General features: G+C 71.2%; 16 protein-coding genes. All 16 read left to right on the forward strand.

Annotated elements, in window-relative coordinates; translation table 11 throughout:
* The first annotated feature begins 44 nt into the window (after nucleotides 1-44).
* The 16 genes from ABZ822_RS10065 (at nucleotide 45) to obgE (ending at nucleotide 21,604) form a co-directional block, all read left to right on the forward strand.
* Nucleotides 45-1,571, forward strand: a complete 1,527-nt coding sequence (locus ABZ822_RS10065) for a folylpolyglutamate synthase/dihydrofolate synthase family protein (RefSeq protein WP_360849794.1) — start codon at nucleotides 45-47, stop codon at nucleotides 1,569-1,571.
* Between the two features lies 1 nt (nucleotide 1,572).
* Nucleotides 1,573-1,938 carry a DUF4233 domain-containing protein gene (locus tag ABZ822_RS10070; RefSeq protein WP_360849797.1) on the forward strand — a complete coding sequence of 122 codons (366 nt, stop codon included), beginning with the start codon at nucleotides 1,573-1,575 and terminating at the stop codon, nucleotides 1,936-1,938.
* Nucleotides 1,939-2,020: 82 nt separating this feature from the next.
* On the forward strand, nucleotides 2,021-2,434 hold the full coding sequence (ndk, locus tag ABZ822_RS10075) for a nucleoside-diphosphate kinase (RefSeq protein ID WP_360849800.1): 414 nt from the start codon (nucleotides 2,021-2,023) through the stop codon (nucleotides 2,432-2,434).
* Nucleotides 2,435-2,741: 307 nt separating this feature from the next.
* Complete coding sequence (locus ABZ822_RS10080; protein WP_360850470.1) at nucleotides 2,742-3,761, forward strand: rod shape-determining protein; 1,020 nt, start codon at nucleotides 2,742-2,744, stop codon at nucleotides 3,759-3,761.
* Between the two features lie 188 nt (nucleotides 3,762-3,949).
* Nucleotides 3,950-4,966 (forward strand): rod shape-determining protein MreC, encoded by a 1,017-nt coding sequence (gene mreC, locus ABZ822_RS10085; protein WP_360849803.1) that lies wholly within the window; start codon nucleotides 3,950-3,952, stop codon nucleotides 4,964-4,966.
* 2 nt (nucleotides 4,967-4,968) lie between these two features.
* Entirely contained in the window at nucleotides 4,969-5,670 is a 702-nt protein-coding gene (mreD, locus tag ABZ822_RS10090; protein ID WP_360849806.1) for a rod shape-determining protein MreD, read from the forward strand.
* 85 nt (nucleotides 5,671-5,755) lie between these two features.
* On the forward strand, nucleotides 5,756-7,936 hold the full coding sequence (mrdA, locus tag ABZ822_RS10095; RefSeq protein ID WP_360849809.1) for a penicillin-binding protein 2: 2,181 nt from the start codon (nucleotides 5,756-5,758) through the stop codon (nucleotides 7,934-7,936).
* Nucleotides 7,936-9,138 carry a rod shape-determining protein RodA gene (gene rodA / locus ABZ822_RS10100; RefSeq protein WP_360849812.1) on the forward strand — a complete coding sequence of 401 codons (1,203 nt, stop codon included), beginning with the start codon at nucleotides 7,936-7,938 and terminating at the stop codon, nucleotides 9,136-9,138. The genes mrdA and rodA overlap by 1 nt, the downstream gene beginning before the upstream one ends.
* A gap of 96 nt (nucleotides 9,139-9,234) precedes the next feature.
* Nucleotides 9,235-10,875, forward strand: a complete 1,641-nt coding sequence (locus ABZ822_RS10105) for a CYTH and CHAD domain-containing protein (protein WP_360849815.1) — start codon at nucleotides 9,235-9,237, stop codon at nucleotides 10,873-10,875.
* A 133-nt stretch (nucleotides 10,876-11,008) separates the two neighbouring features.
* Nucleotides 11,009-12,934 (forward strand): TIGR03960 family B12-binding radical SAM protein, encoded by a 1,926-nt coding sequence (locus ABZ822_RS10110; RefSeq protein ID WP_360849818.1) that lies wholly within the window; start codon nucleotides 11,009-11,011, stop codon nucleotides 12,932-12,934.
* A gap of 133 nt (nucleotides 12,935-13,067) precedes the next feature.
* Nucleotides 13,068-14,231, forward strand: coding sequence for a hypothetical protein (locus ABZ822_RS10115; protein WP_360849821.1), 1,164 nt, complete (start codon nucleotides 13,068-13,070; stop codon nucleotides 14,229-14,231).
* Nucleotides 14,232-14,279: 48 nt separating this feature from the next.
* The gene (locus tag ABZ822_RS10120) at nucleotides 14,280-15,080 is read left to right on the forward strand and encodes a TIGR03936 family radical SAM-associated protein (protein WP_360849824.1); all 801 of its coding nucleotides are present in this window, start codon (nucleotides 14,280-14,282) and stop codon (nucleotides 15,078-15,080) included.
* Nucleotides 15,081-15,296: 216 nt separating this feature from the next.
* The gene (locus ABZ822_RS10125) at nucleotides 15,297-19,130 is read left to right on the forward strand and encodes an Rne/Rng family ribonuclease (protein WP_360849827.1); all 3,834 of its coding nucleotides are present in this window, start codon (nucleotides 15,297-15,299) and stop codon (nucleotides 19,128-19,130) included.
* Between the two features lie 226 nt (nucleotides 19,131-19,356).
* A complete protein-coding gene (gene rplU, locus ABZ822_RS10130; RefSeq protein WP_360849830.1) occupies nucleotides 19,357-19,677 on the forward strand; it encodes a 50S ribosomal protein L21 in 321 nt (106 codons plus the stop codon).
* Nucleotides 19,678-19,691: 14 nt separating this feature from the next.
* Nucleotides 19,692-19,949, forward strand: a complete 258-nt coding sequence (gene rpmA, locus ABZ822_RS10135; protein ID WP_356194448.1) for a 50S ribosomal protein L27 — start codon at nucleotides 19,692-19,694, stop codon at nucleotides 19,947-19,949.
* A gap of 218 nt (nucleotides 19,950-20,167) precedes the next feature.
* Complete coding sequence (gene obgE / locus ABZ822_RS10140) at nucleotides 20,168-21,604, forward strand: GTPase ObgE (RefSeq protein WP_360849834.1); 1,437 nt, start codon at nucleotides 20,168-20,170, stop codon at nucleotides 21,602-21,604.
* Nucleotides 21,605-21,772 lie beyond the last annotated feature (168 nt).

Here is a 21,772-nt window from a genome sequence, read left to right on the forward strand (position 1 = left end):
CCCTGCCGCCCGGAGCCCTCCTGCCCGCTCCGTAGACTGGGGGCGTGAGTGACTTCCCTCCGCACGACGATTCCGACGGCACCCCTGACCCTCTCGACCGGTTCGACGAGATCGTGGGTGAGGAGACCGACCGCGACCCCGATCTCGCCGTGATCGAAGCCGGCAGCCGGACCCTGCGGACGCAGGCCGGACCGCCGCAGGGCGACGCCGTCCCCGCCCGCCCCGCCGATCCCGAGGTGGACAAGGCGCTGCGCGAGGTCGAGGCGGAGCTCGCGGACCGCTGGGGGGAGACCAAGCTCGACCCGTCGGTGCAGCGGATCGAGGCCCTGATGGACGTCCTCGGGCAGCCGCAGCGCGCCTACCCGTCCATCCACATCACCGGCACCAACGGCAAGACCAGCACGGCCCGCATGATCGAGGCGCTGCTGGCCACCTTCGAACTCCGCACAGGCCGCTACACCAGCCCGCACGTCCAGTCCGTCACCGAGCGGATCAGCCTGGACGGTGCCCCGGTCTCCGCCGAGCGGTTCATCGAGACCTACCGCGACATCCGGCCGTACGTGGAGATGGTCGACTCCTCGCAGGACTACCGGCTCTCCTTCTTCGAGGTGCTGACCGGCATGGCGTACGCGGCCTTCGCCGACGCACCGGTCGACGTGGCGGTCGTCGAGGTCGGCATGGGCGGCACCTGGGACGCCACGAACGTCATCGACGCCCAGGTGGCCGTGGTGACCCCGATCTCGCTCGACCACACCGACCGCCTCGGCGAGACGCCCGGCGAGATCGCGGGGGAGAAGGCGGGCATCGTCAAGGACGAAGCGACCGTCGTGCTCGCGCAGCAGCCGGTCGACGCGGCGCAGGTCATGCTCAAGCGCGCGGTCGAGAAGAACGCCACCGTCGCCCGCGAGGGCATGGAGTTCGGCGTCACCTCCCGCGAGGTCGCGGTCGGCGGCCAGTTGCTGACCCTGCGCGGACTGGGCGGCGAGTACCCGGACATCTTCCTGCCGCTGCACGGCGCGCACATGGCGCACAACGCGGCGGTGGCGCTGGCCGCTGTCGAGGCGTTCTTCGGCATCGGCTCGGAACACGCCCGGACGCTCGACGTCGAGACCGTCCGTACGGCGTTCGCGTCGGTGGCCTCGCCGGGCCGCCTCGAGGTCGTACGGAAGAGCCCGACGGTCATTCTCGACGCCGCGCACAACCCGGGCGGCGCGCAGGCGGCGGTGACGGCGATCGGCGAGGCGTTCGGCTTCAGCAAGCTGGTCGGCGTGGTCGGCATGAGCGGCGACAAGGACGTGAAGGGCTTCCTGGAGGCCTTCGAGCCGCTGTTCGCCGAGGTCGTGGTGACGCGGAACTCCAGCCACCGTGCGATGGACGTGGACGAGCTGGCCGCGCTCGCGGTCGAGGTCTTCGGCGAGGATCGGGTGCAGGTCGAACCGCGGCTGGACGACGCCCTGGAGTCGGCGGTCACGCTCGCCGAGGAGGAGGACGAGTTCTCCGGAGCGGGCGTGCTGGTGACCGGTTCGGTGATCACGGTCGGCGAGGCCCGGCTGCTGCTCGGGAGGGCTTGAGATGCGAACCCTGTGCGCGTCCACGCTGATCGGTGAATTCTTCGTGATCGGCTTCGCGGGTCTGGTGGCCATGCAGACCACGGAGCTGTCCCCGGCGGTGGTCTGGGGCGTCAGCGGTACGGTGATGCTGGTCAGCCTGCTGCTGTGCGGCATGCTCTCCCGCCCCGGCGCCGTGCCCGTCGGATGGATGCTGCAGATCGGGCTGATCGCCGCCGGTTTCGTCGTACCCGTGATGTTCTTCCTCGGTGTGCTCTTCGGGGGCCTGTGGTGGGCCTCGGTCCATTTCGGGCGGAAGGTCGACGAGGCGAAGGCGCGCTTCGCGGCTCAGGCGGACGCTGCGGCGGCACCTGGGCCGGACACCGTGTGACGGCGCGTCGGTTCACCCATGTAGCCTCTTCGCACCCGCACATTGCCGCCATTCATCGGCGTACCCCGAAGGAGCTCGCACCGTGAGCCAGCGCACGCTCGTCCTGCTCAAGCCCGACGCCGTCCGACGCGGTCTGATCGGTGAGATCATCGGCCGTATCGAGAAGAAGGCCGATTGGCGGATCAGCGCTCTGGAGATGCGCCGGCTGGACCGTTCCCTGCTGGAGCAGCACTACGGCGAGCACGTCGGCAAGCCGTTCTACGAGCCGCTGGTGGAGTTCATGTCGTCCGGCCCGGTCGTGGCGCTGGTCGTCGAGGGTGAGCGGGTCATCGAGGGCCTGCGGACCCTGTCGGGCCCGACCGACCCGATCGCCGCAGCTCCCGGCAGCATTCGCGGCGATTTCGGCACCATCGTGCGGGAGAACCTCATCCACGCGTCCGACTCGGCCGAGTCGGCCGAGCGCGAGCTGAAGCTGTTTTTTCCCACGGTTGGCTGAAGGCGATATTTTCCCGATTTTACCCTGACGGATCGTCAGCAGTTTCCGCCTTGTGACCTGGGGCGACCGAATTTCCGCGGTCGCCCCTTGGCATATGCTGGGCATATCGGGGAACCTGTCACTCCGACACGACGTCACCAATACGGGGGTAGGGGCGCGTTCCCCCGACAATGGCGGAGTAGCCCTCGCAGCGCGTTCGATCCCGGCGTGACTACGATGGACTCACGCCACTTCAAGCGTTCACCTCGCCGACCTATACACACTCGCTCCAGCTGGGAAGGCCAGACGTATCCTCATGGGGAACAATATGTCGTTCATCGGCCGTGACATGGCTGTCGACCTCGGCACCGCCAACACGCTGGTGTACGTCAGGGGTCGCGGGATCGTCCTCAACGAGCCATCCGTCGTCGCCATCAACACGAACACCGGTGGCATCCTGGCGGTCGGCGCGGAAGCGAAGAAGATGATCGGCCGCACCCCCGGCAACATCGTCGCGGTCCGCCCTCTCAAGGACGGCGTCATCGCCGACTTCGAGATCACCGAGCGGATGCTCCGGTATTTCATCCTGAAGATCCATAAGCGCCGCTATCTCGCCCGCCCCCGCGTCGTGGTGTGCGTTCCCTCCGGAATCACCGGAGTCGAGCGCCGCGCCGTCATCGAGGCGTCCACGCAGGCCGGCGCGCGCCAGGTGCACATCATCGAGGAACCGATGGCGGCCGCGATCGGTTCCGGCCTCCCGGTCCACGAGGCCACCGGCAACATGGTGGTGGACATCGGCGGCGGCACCACCGAGGTGGCCGTCATCTCGCTCGGCGGCATCGTCACGGCCCAGTCGATCCGTGTCGCGGGCGACGAGCTGGACAACGCGATCATCCAGCACATCAAGAAGGAGTACAGCCTCCTGCTCGGTGAGCGGACCGCGGAGAGCATCAAGATCACGATCGGCTCGGCCTTCGACAGCGAAGAGGACGAGCACACCGAGATCCGCGGCCGCGACCTGGTCAGCGGGCTGCCGAAGACCGTGGTCATCTCCAGCGCCGAGATCCGCAAGGCCATGGAGGAGCCGCTCAACGCCATCGTCGACGCGGTGAAGACCACGCTCGACAAGTGCCCGCCGGAGCTCTCCGGCGACGTGATGGACCGCGGCATCGTGCTCACCGGCGGCGGTGCGCTGTTGCGCGGGCTGGACGAGCGGCTGCGCCGCGAGACCGGGATGCCCATCCACATCGCCGAGGACCCGCTGGACTCCGTGGCGCTCGGTTCCGGCAAGTGTGTGGAGGAGTTCGAGGCGCTCCAGCAGGTGCTGGACGCCCAGCCCCGCAGATGACGGACCGACGCCGTCCCCTTCCCACCTTCGGGTGAGGAAATGCCACGCGCGGGTGACGCCTTCCGCGGTGCGCCGTTCGCAGAGCAGAAGAACGCAGCGTCCATATCGCAGACATGTGCTGATGATTCCCGGACAATGCAGGACACCCGCTTCACCCGCATCCGACGAGGAAGGCACGGCCGCCGCACGTGAGGGACACACGAGAGAGCCGGTTGCTCCTGGTGCTGCTGATCGTCATCGCGTTCGCCCTGATCACGGTGGACATCCGCGGCGGCGAGAACTCCCCGCTCGACAGCGCGCGGCGAGCCGCGGCCTCGGCGTTCGGGCCTGTGGAGAACGGTGTGGCCTCGGCGGTGAACCCGATCGGCAACGCCATCGGAGCGGTCCGCGACTCCGGCGACCGGCACAGCAGGCTCGCCGAACTGGAGCGTGAGAACGCGGCGCTGAAGGCGAAGCTGGGCAGCGACGACCGGACCAAGGGCCGCGCCGCCGAGCTGGACAAGATGCTGAAGACCGCCGGCGCCGGCCGGTACGGCATCAAGGGCGCCGAGGTCATCGCCATAGGAGCCGCGCAGGGCTTCTCCTGGACCGTCACCATCGACGCGGGCACCGACGACGGCATCGCGCGCGACATGACCGTGCTCAACGGCGACGGTCTGGTCGGACGGGTCACCACCGTGTCCGCGTCCACCGCGACCGTCCTGCTCGCCAACGACCCGGACTTCACCGTCGGCACGCGCATGGAGAAGTCCGCCGAACTGGGCTTCGCCACCGGCCAGGGCGACCGGCCGCTGCGCGTCCAGCTCCTCAACGGCAAGGCCAAGGTGAAGAAGGGCGACCGTATGGTCACCTTCGGGTCGCGCGCCGACAGACCGTTCGTCCCCGGGGTGCCGGTGGGCGAGGTCATCCGCGTCGATCCCTCGAACGGCGACCTCACCCGCACGCTGCAGGTCCGCCCGTTCGTCGGCTTCACCAAGCTCGACATCGTCGGGATCGTCGTCCAGCCGCCGCGCAAGGACCCGCGTGACGCCGTGCTGCCGCCGCCGCCCAAATCCAAGCCGACGCCCACGGTGACCGTCACCGTCAGCCCGTCGGCCGGAGGATCCGCCGACCCCTCGGGCGCGGCGAGCCCCCCGGCGGACGACGCCGGTGCCACGCCCGCGGGTGGCGGAACCACGCCCGAGCCGAGCCCGACCAGGAGCTGATCATGCGCCTCAACAGGATCCTCCTCTCCACCTCGCTCGTGGTCGTCGCGCTCGTCGTGCAGGTGTCGGTCCTCGCCCGGCTGCACATCCCGGGCGCCGTCCCTGACCTGATGCTGCTCGTCGTACTGGCACTGGCCCTGGTCTACGGGCACACCGCCGGCTGCGTCATCGGCTTCGGCGCCGGACTGCTCTCCGACCTCGCGCCGCCCGCCGACCATGCCGTGGGCCGGTACGCGCTCGTGCTCTGCGTCACCGGCTATCTCGCCGGCCTCGCCAAGCCCGATACCGGGCGCGTCCGTTCGGCCACCGGCCCGCTGCTGGTCGTCGTCGGCGCCGCCATCGGGACCACGCTGATGTACGCGGGTGTGGGCGCGCTCGTCGGCGACACCGCAGCCCGCCAGGTCGGCGTCACCCAGCTGATCCTCACCGCTTCGCTCTACGACCTGCTGCTGGCCCCCTTCGTGGTGCCCGGCGTGATGTGGCTGGCCAGGAGAGCCGAGAACGATCCCATGGCCGAGTCGTCCACGAGCGGACCCGCCGGAGGAACCGACCACGCCCTGAGGGGCTTCGCGACCGCCGACAGCCTGCTCGGCACCCGTTCGGGCCGCGGCGGCCTGCTCGGAGGACTCGGGAAGCCCTACCGGTCGCGGCCGCGGACCGGGCGTATCAAGCCGGCGCGCATCAAGGGGGTCAAGCGGCTGTGAGTTCTGCCGTCACGACGGGGACGCCGGTGCGGCCGGACGGGACCGGCCCCGCCGCACCCCGAGCGGAGAAGCCGGAGGGGGCAAGGTGAGCAATATCCCGGAGACCGGACGTACGCAGCGCGTGACGATCCGGCTGATCGCCATCCAGATCCTGGTGTTCTCCCTGCTGTTCACCCTCGGCGGCCGGCTCTGGTACCTCCAGGTCCGCAACGGCGACGAATACGCGCAGGAAGCCAAGAGCAACCACGTCCAGCAGGTCGTCCAGCCCGCGGTCCGCGGCTCCATCCTCGACGCTCGCGGCGTCCCGCTCGCCGACAACGAGACCCGCCTGGTCGTCTCGGCGAACCGCACCGATCTGCTGAAGATGAAGGACGACGGCGAGGCCGTCCTCGGCAAGCTCGCCGACGTCCTCGACATGTCGCCCGAGGACGTCGCCCAGAAGGTCCGCCTCTGCGACTCCAAGACCCCGCAGCCCTGCTGGAACGGCTCTCCGTACCAGCCGATCCCCATCACCGATGAGGCCACCACGCAGCAGGCCCTGCAGATCCGCGAGCGCGCCGAGGACTTCCCCGGCATCAGCGCGGAGCCCATGGCCGTACGCCGCTACCCCTCGCCCGTGAAGGCCAACACCGCGCAGGTGCTCGGCTATCTCTCGCCCGTCACCGACGAGGAGATCGAGAAGGCCAAGGACACCGACTCGCCGTTCCTGCGCTCCGACCAGATCGGCCGTTCCGGGCTGGAGCGGGCCTACGACAAGTACCTCCGCGGCAACGCCGGCGTCACCCGCTACGAGGTCGACAACCTCGGTCGCGTCATCGGCACCACCAAGAGCGACAAGGGCAAGGCCGGTTCCAGCGTCGTCACCAGCATCGACGCCCGCGTGCAGTCGCTGGCGGAGAAGGAGCTGTACAAGGCGATGCTGGAGGCTCGCAAGCAGGTGGACCGCAACACCGGCCGCCCGTACGAGGCGGACGCGGGCGCCATGGTCGTCATGGAGGCCAAGACCGGGCGTGTGGTGGCGATGGCCTCCAACCCCGACTACGACCCCAACGCCTGGGTCGGCGGCATCGACGCCAAGGACTACAAGCGGCTCACCAGCAAGTCGTCCAACTACCCGCTGCTGAACCGCGCCATCCAGGGCCAGGCCGCCCCCGGATCGATCTTCAAGGTCGTCTCCACCGCCGCCTCCCTCAACGCGGGCTACGAGTTCAACGGCGGCTACCCCTGCACCAGCGCGTACAGCATCGGCGGTCAGGTCTTCAAGAACTTCGAGTCCCAGAGCCACGGCGCCATCAGCCTCGGCCGGGCGCTCGAGGTCTCCTGCGACACCGTCTTCTACCGGCTCGCCCACGAGCAGTGGAAGAAGGACGGCGGGATGAAGCCGAAGAAGAAGACCAGCGACTGGTTCTACAAGACCGCCCACCAGTTCGGCCTCGGCGCCGAGACCGGCATCGACCTCCCCAACGAGGTCAAGGGCCGCGTCCCGGACCGCCAGTGGAAGAAGGACTTCTGGAAGGCCAACAAGGACGGCTGGTGCGCGCAGGCCAAGAAGGGCAAGGACAAGAAGGACTTCGAGACCGTCTTCGCACGGGAGAGCTGCCTCGAGGGATTCAAGCTCCACGCGTACGACTCGATCAACTACTCGATCGGCCAGGGTGACACCCTCGTCACCCCGATCCAGATGGCGACCATCTACTCGGCCATCGCCAACGGCGGCACGCTCTACGACCCGACCGTCGGTAAGGCCGTCATCAGCCCCGACGGCAAGAACGTGGAGCACATCAAGCCCACGTCCCACGGCAAGCTGCCGGTGTCGAAGAAGAACATGGCGATGATGGACAACGCGCTCGCCGGCGTCGCCACCCGCGGTACGGCGGCCTGGCGGTTCGGAGGCTGGCCCCAGGACAAGATCGAGATGCACGCCAAGACCGGTACGGCCGAGGTCTACGGCAAGCAGACCACGTCCTGGTTCGCCACCTACACCAAGGACTACTCGATCGTGATGACGATCTCCCAGGGCGGCACCGGCTCGGGTGCCTCAGGTCCCGCCGTGCGCAACGTCTACAACGCGCTCTACGGGGTCGACGAGAAGGGCGGCATCGACAAGAAGCGCGCCCTGCTGCCCAAGCCCCAGGCGGGCCTGCCGAAGATCGAGAAGGACGGCACCATCGAGGCCAAGCCGGCCAAGCCGTACGCGCCCGCGAAGCCCTCGGAGTCGGCGTCCCCCGTCGAGCTGGCGGCCGCCCTCACCCGTCGGAGGGGCTAGTGACAGGCGCGAACGGAGGCTTCTGGGTCAGCCGCTACCGGCCCGACACCGGGCTGTGGGGCAAACTCACGGCGCGCGACTCCATGGTCCGGCGCATGGACTGGGCGATGTTCGCCTCCGCGTTGCTGCTCTCCGGACTCGGCTGCCTGCTGGTCTGGTCGGCGACACGCAACCGCACCGAGCTCAACCAGGGCGACCCGTACTACTTCCTGTTCCGGCATGTGCTGAACACCGGGATCGGGATCGCCCTGATGATCGGCACCATCTGGCTCGGCCACCGCACGCTGCGCGGCGCCGTGCCGGTGCTGTACGGCATCTCCGTCCTGCTCACCGCAGCCGTGCTCACCCCGCTCGGCTCGACCATCAACGGCTCGCACGCCTGGATCCAGATCGGCGGCGGCTTCTCGCTCCAGCCCTCCGAGTTCGCCAAGATCACGATCATCCTCGGGATGGCGATGCTGCTGGCGGCCCGCGTGGACGCGGGAGACCGCGCGCACCCCGATCACCGTACGGTCGTCCAGGCGCTCGCCCTGGCCGCGCTGCCGATCGGGATCATCATGCTGATGCCCGACCTCGGCTCGGTCATGGTCATCGTCGTGATGGTGCTCGGCATCCTGCTGGCCTCGGGCTCCTCCAACCGCTGGGTCATCGGCCTGGTGGCCATCGGCGCGAGCGGTGCGATCGCCGTCTGGCAGTTCGGGCTGCTCGACGAGTACCAGCTCAACCGCTTCGCCGCCTTCGCCAACCCCGAACTCGACCCGGCGGGCGTCGGCTACAACACCAACCAGGCGCGGATCGCGATCGGTTCGGGCGGCCTCACCGGCACGGGCCTGTTCAACGGCCACCAGACCACCGGCCAGTTCGTGCCCGAGCAGCAGACCGACTTCATCTTCACCGTCGCGGGGGAGGAGCTGGGCTTCCTCGGCGCGGGCCTGATCATCGTGCTCCTCGGCATCGTCCTCTGGCGCGCCTGCCGCATCGCCCGGGACACCACCGAGCTGTACGGCACGATCGTCGCGGCCGGGATCATCGCCTGGTTCGCGTTCCAGGCGTTCGAGAACATCGGTATGACGCTCGGCATCATGCCGGTCGCGGGTCTTCCCCTGCCCTTCGTCTCGTACGGCGGTACCTCGATGTTCGCCGTCTGGATCGCCATCGGGCTGCTCCAGTCGATCAAGATGCAGCGGCCCCTTTCGGCCTAGACCCCCTCGCCGAGGGGCCGCGGGCGGCGGGGACGTGCACCCGGGCGGCCTCTCGCGGGATGTCGCGCACCGCACCGGCGTGGGTAGATTCAGTTCATGGCGGATCAGTCACGCGAGATCGAGCGCAAATACGACGCCCCCGAGAGCGGACTGCCCGACCTGACCGCTGTCCCCGGGGTGGCAGCCGTAATCGACCAGGGCGTCACCAGCCTCGACGCGACCTACTACGACACCGAGGACGAGCGCCTCGCCGCGGCGGGCATCACCCTGCGCCGCCGTACCGGCGGGGGCGACGAGGGCTGGCACCTCAAACTGCCGGTCGAGACGGACGTCCGCGAAGAGATCCGCGCCCCGCTCTCCGCCCGCGTGCCGAAGGAACTCGCCGGGCTCGTACGCTCCCGGGTCAGGCACCACCCGCTCGTCCCCGTCGTCCGGCTGCTCTCGGAGCGCGATGTACGGCATCTCGCCGACGCCGAGGGGCGGCTGCTCGCGGAGGCGAGCATCGATGAGGTCACCGCGGAGCGGCTCGGCGGCGGCGAGGGAACGCCACCGCGGACGGCCGCGTGGGCCGAGGTCGAGGTCGAGCTGGCGGAGGGCGCCGACCGGAAGCTGCTCGACACGATCGAAGGCGTCCTCGCCCAGGCCGGCATGCGGCGCGCGAAGGGCCCATCGAAGCTCGCCCGTGCCCTGGCGGAGACGCGGGAGCCGGATGAGACGGGGGAGGGAGGCGGGGCGTCGGCACCGGAGACGACGGGCAAGGGCACGTCCAAGAAGGCCAAGAAGGCCAGGGACGGCAAGAAGGCCAAGGCCGCGACCGCCGACGCCGCCAAGGGAAAGGCCCCCGTCCCCGGGAACACGGCCGGTGACCACGTCCTCCACTACCTCCGTGCCCAGGTCGACACCATCGTCGAACTCGACCCCGCCGTACGCCGCGACCAGCCCGACTCCGTCCACCGCATGCGCGTCGCCACCCGCCGCCTCCGCAGCGCCTTCAAGTCCTTCCGCAAGGTCCTCGACCGCGACGTCACCGACCCCATCGGCGACGAGCTGAAGTGGCTCGCCGCCGAACTGGGCGTCGACCGGGACCGCGAGGTCCTCACCGCCCGCCTCTACCAGCGGCTGGACGAACTCCCGCGCCCCCTCGTCATCGGCCCCGTCCGCGGCCGCCTCCGCACCTGGTCCAACGCCCGCCGCCGCGGCTCGCGCCGCCATGTCATCGGCACCCTCGACAGCGCTCGCCACCTCGACCTCCTCGACACCCTCGACGCCCTGCTCGCCGACCCCCCGCTCCGCCGCGCCGCCCGACGCCCCGCGCGGGCCGTACTGCCCGGCGCCGTCCTGCGCGACTTCGACCGCCTCGCCCGGCGCGTGCAGGTCGCCCTGGCCGCGCCGCGCGGCCACGACCGCGACGTCGCCGTCCACGAGGCCCGCAAGGCGGCCAAACGTGCGCGCTACGCCGCGGAGGCCGCCCGCCCCGCCCTCGGCAAACCGGCGAAGCGTCTCGTCGCGCACATGAAGAACCTCCAGGACGCCCTCGGCGACCACCAGGACAGCGTGGTCGCCCGCACCGCACTCCGCGAGCTGGCCCTGGAGGCACAGAAGGCCCAGGAGAGTTCGTTCACCTTCGGCCTGCTGTACGGGCACGAGGAGGCGCAGGCGGACGCGCGCGAGGCCGAGCTGCCGCGGGCCTGGCGGGAGGCGTCCCGGAAGAAACTGCGCTCGGCCCTGCGGAGCTGAACGAAGCCGCCTCGCCGCCCCGTCGGAGGCCGTACGACGACCGCTCCCGCAGCCGATCATGCGCCCTCCGGGAGCACTCGTGGCGCACGGTACGCTGGATGGTCACCCCCGCCCGCTCACGAGAGACACAGTGATGCCTGTCGAGTCGGTCTTCCCACGCCTGGAAGCGCTTCTCCCGCACGTCCAGAAGCCCATCCAGTACGTCGGAGGAGAGCTCAACTCCACCGTCAAGGACTGGGACGCCTGCGATGTGCGCTGGGCGCTCATGTACCCCGACGCGTACGAGGTCGGGCTGCCCAACCAGGGCGTCATGATCCTCTACGAGGTGCTCAACGAGCGCGAGGGCGTCCTCGCCGAGCGGACCTACAGCGTGTGGCCGGACCTCGAGGAGCTCATGCGCGAGCACCGGGTCCCGCAGTTCACCGTGGACGCGCACCGCCCCGTCAGCGCCTTCGACGTCCTCGGTGTCTCCTTCTCGACCGAGCTGGGCTACACCAACCTCCTCACCGCCCTCGACCTCTCCGGCATCCCCATGGAGGCCAAGGACCGCACCGAGGAGCATCCGGTCGTGATGGCCGGCGGCCACGCCGCCTTCAACCCCGAGCCGATCGCGGACTTCATCGACTGCGCCGTCATCGGCGACGGCGAGCAGGCCGTCCTCGAGGTCACCGAGATCATCCGCGCCTGGAAGGCCGAGGGGCGTCCCGGCGGCCGCGACGAGCTGCTGTTCCGCCTCGCCCGCACCGGCAGCGTCTACGTCCCGAAGTTCTACGACGTGGAGTACCTCGCCGACGGCCGTATCTCCCGCGTCGTACCGAACCGCTCGGGCGTCCCGTGGCGCGTGTCCAAGCACACCGTCATGGACCTCGACGAGTGGCCGTACCCCAAGCAGCCCCTGGTCCCGCTCGCGGAGACCGTGCACGAGCGCATGTCCGTGGAGATCTTCCGCGGCTGCACCCGCGGCTGCCGCTTCTGCCAAGCGGGCATGATCACCCGCCCGGTGCGGGAGCGCAGCATCACGGGCATCGGCGAGATGGTCGACAAGGGCCTGAAGAACACCGGCTTCGAGGAGGTCGGCCTCCTCTCGCTCTCCTCCGCGGACCACACCGAGATCGGCGACATCGCCAAGGGCCTGGCCGACCGGTACGAGGAGGACAAGATCGGCCTGTCCCTCCCGTCGACCCGGGTGGACGCCTTCAACATCGACCTCGCCAACGAGCTGACCCGCAACGGCCGCAGGTCCGGCCTCACCTTCGCTCCCGAGGGCGGATCCGAGCGCATCCGCAAGGTCATCAACAAGATGGTCTCGGAGGAGGACCTGATCCGGACGGTCTCCACGGCGTACGGCAACGGCTGGCGCCAGGTGAAGCTGTACTTCATGTGCGGTCTGCCCACCGAGACCGACGAGGACGTGCTGCAGATCGCCGACATGGCCATCAAGGTCATCGCCAAGGGCCGCGAGGTCTCCGGCAAGAACGACATCCGCTGCACCGTCTCCATCGGCGGCTTCGTACCCAAGCCGCACACGCCGTTCCAGTGGGCGCCGCAGCTCTCCGCCGAGGGCACCGACGCGCGTCTGGAGAAGCTCCGCGACAAGATCCGCGGCGACAAGAAGTACGGCCGCTCCATCGGCTTCCGCTACCACGACGGCAAGCCCGGCATCGTCGAGGGCCTGCTCTCGCGCGGCGACCGCCGCGTCGGCGCCGTGATCCGCGCGGTGTACGAGGACGGCGGCCGCTTCGACGGCTGGCGCGAGCACTTCAGCTACGACCGCTGGATGGAGTGCGCCGGGAAGACGCTGCCGGACTTCGGCGTGGACGTCGACTGGTACACGACCCGCGAGCGCGCCTACGAGGAGGTCCTGCCCTGGGACCACCTGGACTCGGGCCTGGACAAGGACTGGCTTTGGGAGGACTGGCAGGACGCGCTCGACGAGACCGAGGTCGAGGACTGCCGCTGGACGCCGTGCTTCGACTGCGGGGTGTGTCCTCAGCTCGACACCGAGATCCAGATCGGTCCGACCGGTAAGAAGCTGCTGCCGCTGACGGTCGTGCGGTAGGACCCGCGCCGGCACCGAAGGACCCGACCGGCCCGGCCGCTCCCAGGGAGGCGGCCGGGCCGGTGTGCAACCGGCCGCCGTCACCATGCGTGTGCGTGAGTGACGGGACAACACGGGGAGCCGGGGGAGTGGCATGGACGAGCGGCCGGTGTCACTGGTCAAGCAGAGCGCGAACGCGGTCACCGAGCGGCCGCCGGAGCAGCTCCCCGACCGTGCCGCCCCCGCCGAGGGCTGCCTGACCGTCGCGATCCGGATGCCGGTGCGGATCATCGCCCTGATCGTCGTCGTCCCCGTACGGCTCGTGTGGGACGCACTCGTCGTGTGCGGCAAGGCCCTGGAACGCACCGTGCTGCGGCCGCTGGCCCGGGCCCTGGGGTGGCTGTGGCGCACCTTGGTCGTCGCTCCGTTCACCGCGCTCGGCCGGGGCCTCGCCTGGACCGGCCGGACCCTGGTGGTGACGCCGCTCGTCCGGCTGTGGCGGCAGGTGCTGGCCCCGGCCGGCCGCGGGCTGGGCGTCGGTCTTGTCTGGCTGGGCAGGGCGCTCCTCGTGGTGCCGTGGGTCGCCCTCCACCGGTACGTCCTCGCACCCGCCGGCCGCGCCATCGGCACCGCGCTCCTCTGGCTGGGCCGCCATCTCGTCGCGATCCCCGCCTCCGCGCTGTACGCCCACGTGCTCACGCCCCTCGGCCACGCCCTCCTGTGGCTCGGCCGCGCCCTGCTCGCGGGAGCGGCGGCCGTCGTGCGCGGCGTGGGCATCGCACTCACGGCGCTCGGCCGCTACGTGATGGTGGTGCCGGCCGTCGCGCTGTACCGGTATGTGCTGACCCCGCTCGGCCACGGCCTCCTATGGCTCGTCCGGATGGCGGTCGTCGTTCCGCTGGCCGCCCTCTGGCGCTGGGTCCTCAAGCCCGCGGGGCACGGCATCGGCATCGTCGGCCGGGAGATCGGCGAGGCGCTGCGGCACGCGTGGCGGGTGGCGGCGTACATCTCCCGTGCGGTGTGGCGCGGCGTGGCGACGCTCTTCCGGTGGATTGTCGTGAGGCCCGCCCGCTGGGCCTACCGCACGGTGATGACACCGGTGGGCCATGTCGTACGGGACCAGGTGTGGCGCCCGGCCGGGCGTGCAGTACGGGAGGCGGGACGCGGGGTCCGTCAGGCGCTGGCGGCCGCGCGGCAGACGGTGCGGCAGACCCGCGAGGAGGTCGGCCGGCTGCTGTTCGGCAAGCCCCGCCGGGAACCCCTGGGCGCCGGGACACGTACTCTAGGCAGCAGTACGACCGTTCCGACGAAGGACTGAACGACACTGGGCAAGCGACAGCCCGAAGGCCCTCCGCCCGCACCCGCGGTGCAGCGCATCCGACTGCGCTACACCAAGCGCGGCCGCCTCCGGTTCACCAGTCACCGCGACTTCCAGCGCGCTTTCGAGCGGGCCCTGCGCCGCGCCGAGGTCCCCATGGCCTATTCGGCGGGCTTCACCCCGCACCCCAAGGTGTCCTACGCCAATGCCGCACCCACCGGCACGGGCAGTGAAGGGGAGTACCTGGAGATCGCCCTCACCGAGGCGCGCGACCCGGAGAAGCTGCGTGCGCTGCTGGACGAGTCGCTGCCGGACGGCCTCGACGTCACCGATGCGGTCGAGGCGCGGACGTCCGGCCTGGCCGATCGCCTGGAGGCGTCGGTCTGGGAGCTGCGGCTCGACGGGGTCGGGTTCCCGGAGGCCCAGCGGGCCGTCGCGAGCTTCCTCGCCGCGGAGACCGTGGAGGTCGAGCGGCGGACCAAGAACGGAATGCGCACCTTCGACGCCCGTGCCGCGGTCGTCGCTCTCGAGGCCGTCGAAGGGGCGGCTGATAGGCCCGAGGAGGGGGCCTGTGCGATACTGCGGCTGGTTGTCCGGCATTCGACACCTGCCGTACGACCCGACGACGTCCTGTCCGGCCTCCGAGCCACGGCCGACCTGGCGCCGCCGGTCCCCGCTGCGGTGACCAGGCTGGCGCAGGGGCCGCTCGATGCGGAGTCCGGCACGGTGACCGACCCGCTCGCCCCCGACCGCGAGGCAGTCATGGCCGCCCCACCCACGGCCGCCGGGCTGACCGCCGCGACGGGAGCACCGCCCTCTCGCGAGGGAGCGCCGGAAGGTTCCGCGTAGGACCCGTCGACGCGCCGCCGATGCACCAGGGAGCCACCCGGGTCCGGCCGGCGCACCGAGACAGCAGACTTTCGCCGGTGCCGGCCACACGGCCCCGGCGAGTGAGACATAGCTCCCGTGTGGCGCCCGCGCCCCGGGCCGCGGCAGCGCGTTCATCGTGCGGCCGTGGACGGAACATGGTGCGGCGCCCGGGAGCGTGACGGGAGAACCGCCCGCATGCTCGAGCCGATGGAGCCCACGGAGGCGCTGAGCAGCGCCGCCGGGGCCAGCTCAGAGAACAACAGTCCCAGCGATCACCTGCCGCCGCGCCGCCGTCGTCGCGCCGCGTCCCGGCCGGCCGGCCCGCCCGGCGCCGCGACGACGGAAGACACCGCGTCGGCCATACCGGCCACGGGTCTCACGGATGAGACGCCGGAGGCGACGGCGGTGTCCGCCGCCGCGCCCGCTGAGGCGTCCGCACCGGTGGCCGGAGAGAGCGCCGCGCTCGCCGGTGTGACGGACCCGCTCGCCGAGGGCGAGGAGGAGACCGACGAGGAGACGGAGGCGGCGGCGCAGGCCGTGGCCGCCGATCCCGTGAGCGCGCCCGCGGAGGAGGCGAAGCCAGCCCGTACGCGTCGTCGTGCGACGCGCAAGGTCACGGCTCCGGCCGGTCCGCCGCAGGGCCAGGACGCCGGTGCGGCTGCTGCCGCGACCGCCGTCGTGACCACCGAACCCGTGGCCGCTTCGGCCGGGGACGGCGCGAGTGGCGAGATGCCGCAGGCCGCGGCCGGTGGCACTGGCGCGTCCGGTGGTGAGGACGCCGCGGAGGAGACGAAGCCGGCCCGTACGCGCCGCCGTGCGACGCGCAAGGCCACAGCGCCCGCGGGTGCGCCGCAGCCCCACGGGAACCCGGGGGACGGCGCCGCGCCCGGCGAGAGCACCCCGCCCGCCGAGTCCGCCGAGTCCGCCGAGTCCGCCGAGTCCGCCGCGCCCGCCGAGTCCGGCGAGGACGCCAAGCCCGCCGAGGACGCCAAGCCTGCGCGGACCCGCCGCCGCGCCACGCGTAAGTCCGCCGCGCCCGCCGAGCAGGAGGCCCCCGCGGCCGAGTCCGCCGGGCAGGCGGAAGCCGCTCCGGCCGAGGAGGACGAGGCCCCTCGCGGCCGTACGCGCCGCCGGTCCCGTAAGGCCGATGCCGAGGCAGAGCCGCAGACGGCCAACACCACCGACGCGTCCGCCGCCGCGGAATCCGCCGGGGCCCAGGAGCCCGCGGCCGCCGAGGAGAAGCCCGGGAAGTCCAGGAAGCGCTCGCGGCCCGCGCCCTCCGCCGTCTTCCAGGCGCCGGTCTTCACCGAGCCGATGTTCCAGACCCCGGAGCGCGCCGCTGCCGCCGCGGCCGAGGCATCCGAGGAGCGGGGCGGGGACGAGGCCGCCGAGGAGACGAAGCCCGCGGCCACCGGTTCGCGCAAGCGCCGCCGCCGTGGCGGGGCAGCCGAGGAGGAGCCCGCCGCCGAGACCACCGGGACCACCGGGACGGCCGAGTCCGCGGAGTCCTCCGACGACGAGGCCGAGGACCGGGCCGAGGGCGGTGAGTCCGCCGAGGAGTCGGGCGACCGCCCGGCCCGCCGCCGCCGTCGTGGTGGCCGTCGCCGCCGCCGGGGCGAGACGGCCGATGGCGCGTCCGCCGACTCCTCCGACGACGAGGGCGAGGGCGACGAGGCCGCGGACGAGCGGGAGTCCGAGGAGCGCGCCGAGGAGGCCGACGGCGCCTCCGGCTCCGGGAGCAGCAGCAGCCGTCGCCGGCGTCGCCGTCGCCGTCGCAGCGGTGACTCCTCCGAGTCGGGCGAGTCCTCCGGGGACGACCCGGAGCGCACGGTCGTCAAGATCCGTGAGCCGCGCCCGAAGTCCGAGCCGTCGGACGAGGTGCAGTCCATCAAGGGCTCCACTCGTCTGGAGGCGAAGAAGCAGCGCCGGCGCGAGGGCCGTGAGCAGGGCCGCCGCCGCGTGCCGATCATCACCGAGGCCGAGTTCCTGGCACGCCGTGAGGCCGTCGAGCGGGTCATGGTGGTGCGCCAGCAGGGCGACCGTACGCAGATCGGCGTGCTGGAGGACGACGTCCTCGTCGAGCACTTCGTCAACAAGGAGCAGTCGACCAGCTACGTCGGCAACGTCTACCTGGGCAAGGTGCAGAACGTCCTGCCGTCCATGGAGGCCGCGTTCGTCGACATCGGCAAGGGGCGGAACGCCGTCCTGTACGCCGGTGAGGTCAACTTCGAGGCGCTGGGCATGGCCAACGGCCCGCGCCGTATCGAGACCGCGCTGAAGTCCGGCCAGTCCGTCCTGGTCCAGGTCACCAAGGACCCGATCGGCCACAAGGGCGCCCGGCTCACCAGCCAGGTGTCCCTGCCCGGCCGCTATCTGGTCTACGTGCCCGAGGGCTCGATGACCGGGATCAGCCGCAAGCTCCCCGACACCGAGCGCGCCCGGCTGAAGCAGATCCTCAAGAAGGTCGTCCCCGAGGACGCGGGCGTCATCGTCCGTACCGCCGCGGAGGGCGCGAGCGAGGACGAGCTGCGGCGGGACGTCGAGCGTCTGCAGGCGCAGTGGGAGGAGATCCGGAAGAAGGCGAAGAACGGCAACGCGCCGACGCTTCTCTACGGCGAGCCGGACATGACCGTCCGGGTGGTCCGCGACATCTTCAACGAGGACTTCTCCAAGGTCGTCGTCAGCGGCGCCGAGGCGTGGGAGACCATCCACGGGTACGTCGCGCACGTCGCGCCCGACCTCACCGAGCGCCTCCAGAAGTGGACGTCGGACGTCGACGTCTTCGCCTCGAACCGGATCGACGAGCAGCTCATGAAGGCGCTCGACCGCAAGGTCTGGCTGCCGAGCGGCGGTTCGTTGGTGATCGACCGGACCGAGGCGATGGTCGTCATCGACGTCAACACCGGGAAGTTCACCGGTCAGGGCGGCAACCTCGAGGAGACGGTCACCAGGAACAACCTGGAGGCGGCCGAGGAGATCGTGCGCCAGCTCCGGCTGCGCGACCTCGGCGGCATCATCGTCATCGACTTCATCGACATGGTGCTGGAGTCCAACCGGGATCTGGTGCTGCGGCGTCTGCTGGAGTGCCTGGGCCGGGACCGTACGAAGCACCAGGTCGCCGAGGTCACCTCGCTCGGCCTGGTCCAGATGACCCGTAAGCGGGTGGGCCAGGGGCTGCTGGAGTCGTTCTCCGAGACCTGTGTGCACTGCAACGGGCGCGGTGTGATCGTCCATGTCGACCAGCCGACCTCGGCCGGCGGCGGTGGCGGTGGCGGTGGCAAGCGCAAGAAGAAGGGCAAGGGCGGTGGCCAGCCCGAGCCGACGCCCGCTCACGCGCACGTCCACGAGCCGGAGGTCATCGAGGCCGAGGCCGAGACGGCGCCGGAGGTCGTGGCGGACGCCCGCCCGGAGGTCCAGGAGCCGAAGGCGCTTGCCGAGCCGGCCTTCGAGCCGGACGAGGAGCTGTTCAGCAGCGCCGAGGAGGCGGAGGCCGCGGCGAGCCGTGGTCGCCGTCGCCGCCGCGCGACCCGCAAGGTGTCCGCCCCGGCCGGTCCGCCGAAGGCCGCCGAGGAGGCCGCGGTGGTCGTCACGCCGACGGCGCCGCACCGCGAGACGGGCGAGGACGAGGCGCGGACGCCCGAGCCCGTCGCCGAGGTGGCCGAGCCGGCGCCCCCGCGGGCCCGCCGCCGCGCGACCCGCAAGGCCACGTCCCCGGCCGGTTCGCCGAAGGCCGCCGAGGACGAGGGCCGGGCCGATGCGCCCGCCGGTGAGCCGGAGCAGCCCGCTCCCGCCGCCGCTGCGGAGGCCGAGGTGACGGACGCGGACTCCGGGGCACCGGCGAAGAAGGCGGCCCGTAAGGCGTCCGCCAAGAAGGCACCGGCCAAGAAGGCGGCCGCCAAGAAGACCGCGGTGAAGAAGACCACGGCCAAGAAGGCGGCGTCGAAGAAGACGACGACGAAGAAGGCCACGAAGAAGACGGTGGCGGCGGACCGGTCCGCACCGGCCGTCTCCGCCCCGGCCGACGAGTAGCAGCGAGCCCCGGGCCGCTCCCGCGCGGAGCGGCCCGGGGCCGGTTTGACCCCCTGGTCAAGGCCCCGTAACCTTGACCGTCGGCGTTTGTGCGCCAACCCCTGAGCAACTCCCTCCCGGTCCGCCGGGAGAGGCCGCTCGTCCTTCCGGATATCGCGGGCCTTCCGGGCCCGCGCGAGCGGCTGGCGTCATGGGTCCCGTTCAACGAGCAGAGAGTGAGTTCCGCGTGTACGCGATCGTGCGCAGCGGTGGCCGCCAGCACAAGGTTGCTGTCGGCGACATCGTCGAGGTTGACAAGATTTCCACCAGCAAGGTGGGCGACACGGTCGAGCTCTCGACCCTGCTCGTCGTCGACGGCGAGGCCGTGACCAGCGACCCGTGGGTGCTGGCCGGGATCAAGGTCCAGGCCGAGGTCGTGGACCACCACAAGGGTGCCAAGATCGACATCCTGCGCTACAAGAACAAGACCGGTTACCGCCGGCGCCAGGGCCACCGCCAGCAGTACACGGCCCTGAAGATCACCGGTATCCCCGCGGCTGCGAAGTAAGGGACTGAGGAGAGATGGCACACAAGAAGGGCGCATCGTCCACTCGGAACGGTCGCGACTCCAATGCCCAGCGGCTCGGCGTGAAGCGCTTCGGCGGCCAGGTCGTCAACGCTGGTGAGATCCTGGTCCGCCAGCGCGGCACCCACTTCCACCCGGGCTCCGGCGTGGGCCGTGGTGGCGACGACACGCTGTTCGCCCTCGCCGCCGGTGCGGTCGAGTTCGGCACCAGCCGTGGTCGCAAGGTCGTGAACATCGTCCCGGTCGCCGAGTAACTTCGGCTCCGGCACGACACAGAGCACCTTTCCGAGGGCGGACCGCTTTTCCCCAGCGCGGGGAAGCGGGTCCGCCCTCGGCGCGTTGACAGAGGTGCGGACCGCACACCGCGTCCGGCACCCGAGAACCCTGTACGACCGGCCGCACCGACCGGACCGGCGTACGCCATATCTCGTACGTCCCACGCGTACGTACGACGTCACTGGAGGCACACCGCATGACCACCTTCGTGGACCGCGTCGAGCTGCATGTCGCCGCGGGTAACGGGGGCCACGGCTGTGCCTCCGTGCACCGTGAGAAGTTCAAGCCGCTGGGCGGCCCCGACGGCGGCAACGGCGGCCGCGGCGGCGACGTGATCCTGGTCGTCGACCAGTCCGTCACCACGCTGCTCGACTACCACCACAGCCCGCACCGCAAGGCCACCAACGGCAAGCCCGGCGAGGGCGGCAACCGCTCCGGCAAGGACGGCACGGACCTCGTCCTGCCCGTCCCGGACGGCACCGTCGTCCTCGACAAGAAGGGCGACGTCCTCGCCGACCTCGTCGGCCAGGGCACGCGTTTCGTCGCCGCCCAGGGCGGCCGCGGCGGCCTCGGCAACGCCGCGCTGGCCTCCGCCCGCCGCAAGGCGCCCGGCTTCGCGCTGCTGGGCGAGCCCGGCCACGCCGGTGACATCGTCCTGGAGCTGAAGACGGTCGCCGACGTGGCGCTCGTCGGCTACCCGAGCGCGGGCAAGTCCTCGCTGATCTCGGTGCTCTCGGCGGCCAAGCCGAAGATCGCGGACTACCCTTTCACCACGCTCGTCCCCAACCTCGGTGTGGTGACGGCCGGTTCGACCGTCTACACCATCGCGGACGTCCCCGGCCTGATCCCGGGCGCCAGCCAGGGCAAGGGCCTGGGCCTTGAGTTCCTGCGCCATGTCGAGCGCTGTTCGGTGCTGGTGCACGTGCTGGACTGCGCGGCGCTGGAGTCCGAGCGCGACCCGGTCACCGACCTCGACGTGATCGAGGCCGAGCTGGCGGAGTACGGCGGCCTGGACGACCGGCCCCGGATCGTCGCGCTCAACAAGACCGACATCCCCGACGGCAAGGACCTCGCCGACATCATCCGCCCCGACCTCGAGGCGCGCGGCTTCCAGGTCTACGACGTGTCCGCGGTCTCCCACGCCGGTCTGAAGGAGCTGTCCTTCGCCCTCGCCGGCATCATCGGGGAGGCGCGGGCGGCCAAGCCGGTGGACGAGGCGACCCGGATCGTCATCCGGCCCAAGGCCGTGGACGACGCGGGCTTCACCGTCCGCGAGGAGAACGGCTTCTTCCGCGTGCTCGGCGAGAAGCCCGAACGCTGGGTCCGCCAGACCGACTTCTCCAACGACGAGGCCGTGGGCTACCTCGCCGACCGGCTCAACCGCCTCGGTGTCGAGGAGGAGTTGATGAAGGCCGGCGCCCGTCCCGGCGACGAGGTCGTCATCGGCGGCGAGGACGACGCGGTCGTCTTCGACTGGGAGCCGACCATGGCGACCGGTGCGGCGATGCTCGGCCGCCGCGGCGAGGACCACCGCATGGAGTCCCCGCGCCCGGCCGCGCAGCGCCGCCGCGACCGCCAGGCGGAGCGCGACGACGCGCAGGAGGAGTACGAGGGCTTCGACCCCTTCGCGTAGACGCACCGGGCTCCCTGAGCGCCACAGGGAGCCCGCGCAGCACGGAGGCCCGGGAACGACATCCGTCGTTCCCGGGCCTCGGGCGTTCCGGGCCGGCCGGTGGCCGGTGCGTGCGGGCCGGTGACCGGTCCGGGGCCTTGCCGGGACGGGGAAAACCCGTCCGCGGCT

It is taken from the genome of Streptomyces sp. NPDC047108 (assembly GCF_040643575.1).
GTDB lineage: Bacteria > Actinomycetota > Actinomycetes > Streptomycetales > Streptomycetaceae > Streptomyces.

Bases quoted from the DNA above. Each gene is read 5' to 3' on its own strand.
- ABZ822_RS10070 (WP_360849797.1), top strand. From the start codon at position 1,573: ATGCGAACCCTGTGCGCGTCCACGCTGATCGGTGAATTCTTCGTGATC.
- ABZ822_RS10080 (WP_360850470.1), top strand. From the start codon at position 2,742: ATGTCGTTCATCGGCCGTGACATGGCTGTCGACCTCGGCACCGCCAAC.
- mreD (WP_360849806.1), top strand. From the start codon at position 4,969: ATGCGCCTCAACAGGATCCTCCTCTCCACCTCGCTCGTGGTCGTCGCG.
- ABZ822_RS10105 (WP_360849815.1), top strand. From the start codon at position 9,235: ATGGCGGATCAGTCACGCGAGATCGAGCGCAAATACGACGCCCCCGAG.
- ABZ822_RS10110 (WP_360849818.1), top strand. From the start codon at position 11,009: ATGCCTGTCGAGTCGGTCTTCCCACGCCTGGAAGCGCTTCTCCCGCAC.
- ABZ822_RS10115 (WP_360849821.1), top strand. From the start codon at position 13,068: ATGGACGAGCGGCCGGTGTCACTGGTCAAGCAGAGCGCGAACGCGGTC.
- ABZ822_RS10125 (WP_360849827.1), top strand. From the start codon at position 15,297: ATGCTCGAGCCGATGGAGCCCACGGAGGCGCTGAGCAGCGCCGCCGGG.
- rpmA (WP_356194448.1), top strand. From the start codon at position 19,692: ATGGCACACAAGAAGGGCGCATCGTCCACTCGGAACGGTCGCGACTCC.
- obgE (WP_360849834.1), top strand. From the start codon at position 20,168: ATGACCACCTTCGTGGACCGCGTCGAGCTGCATGTCGCCGCGGGTAAC.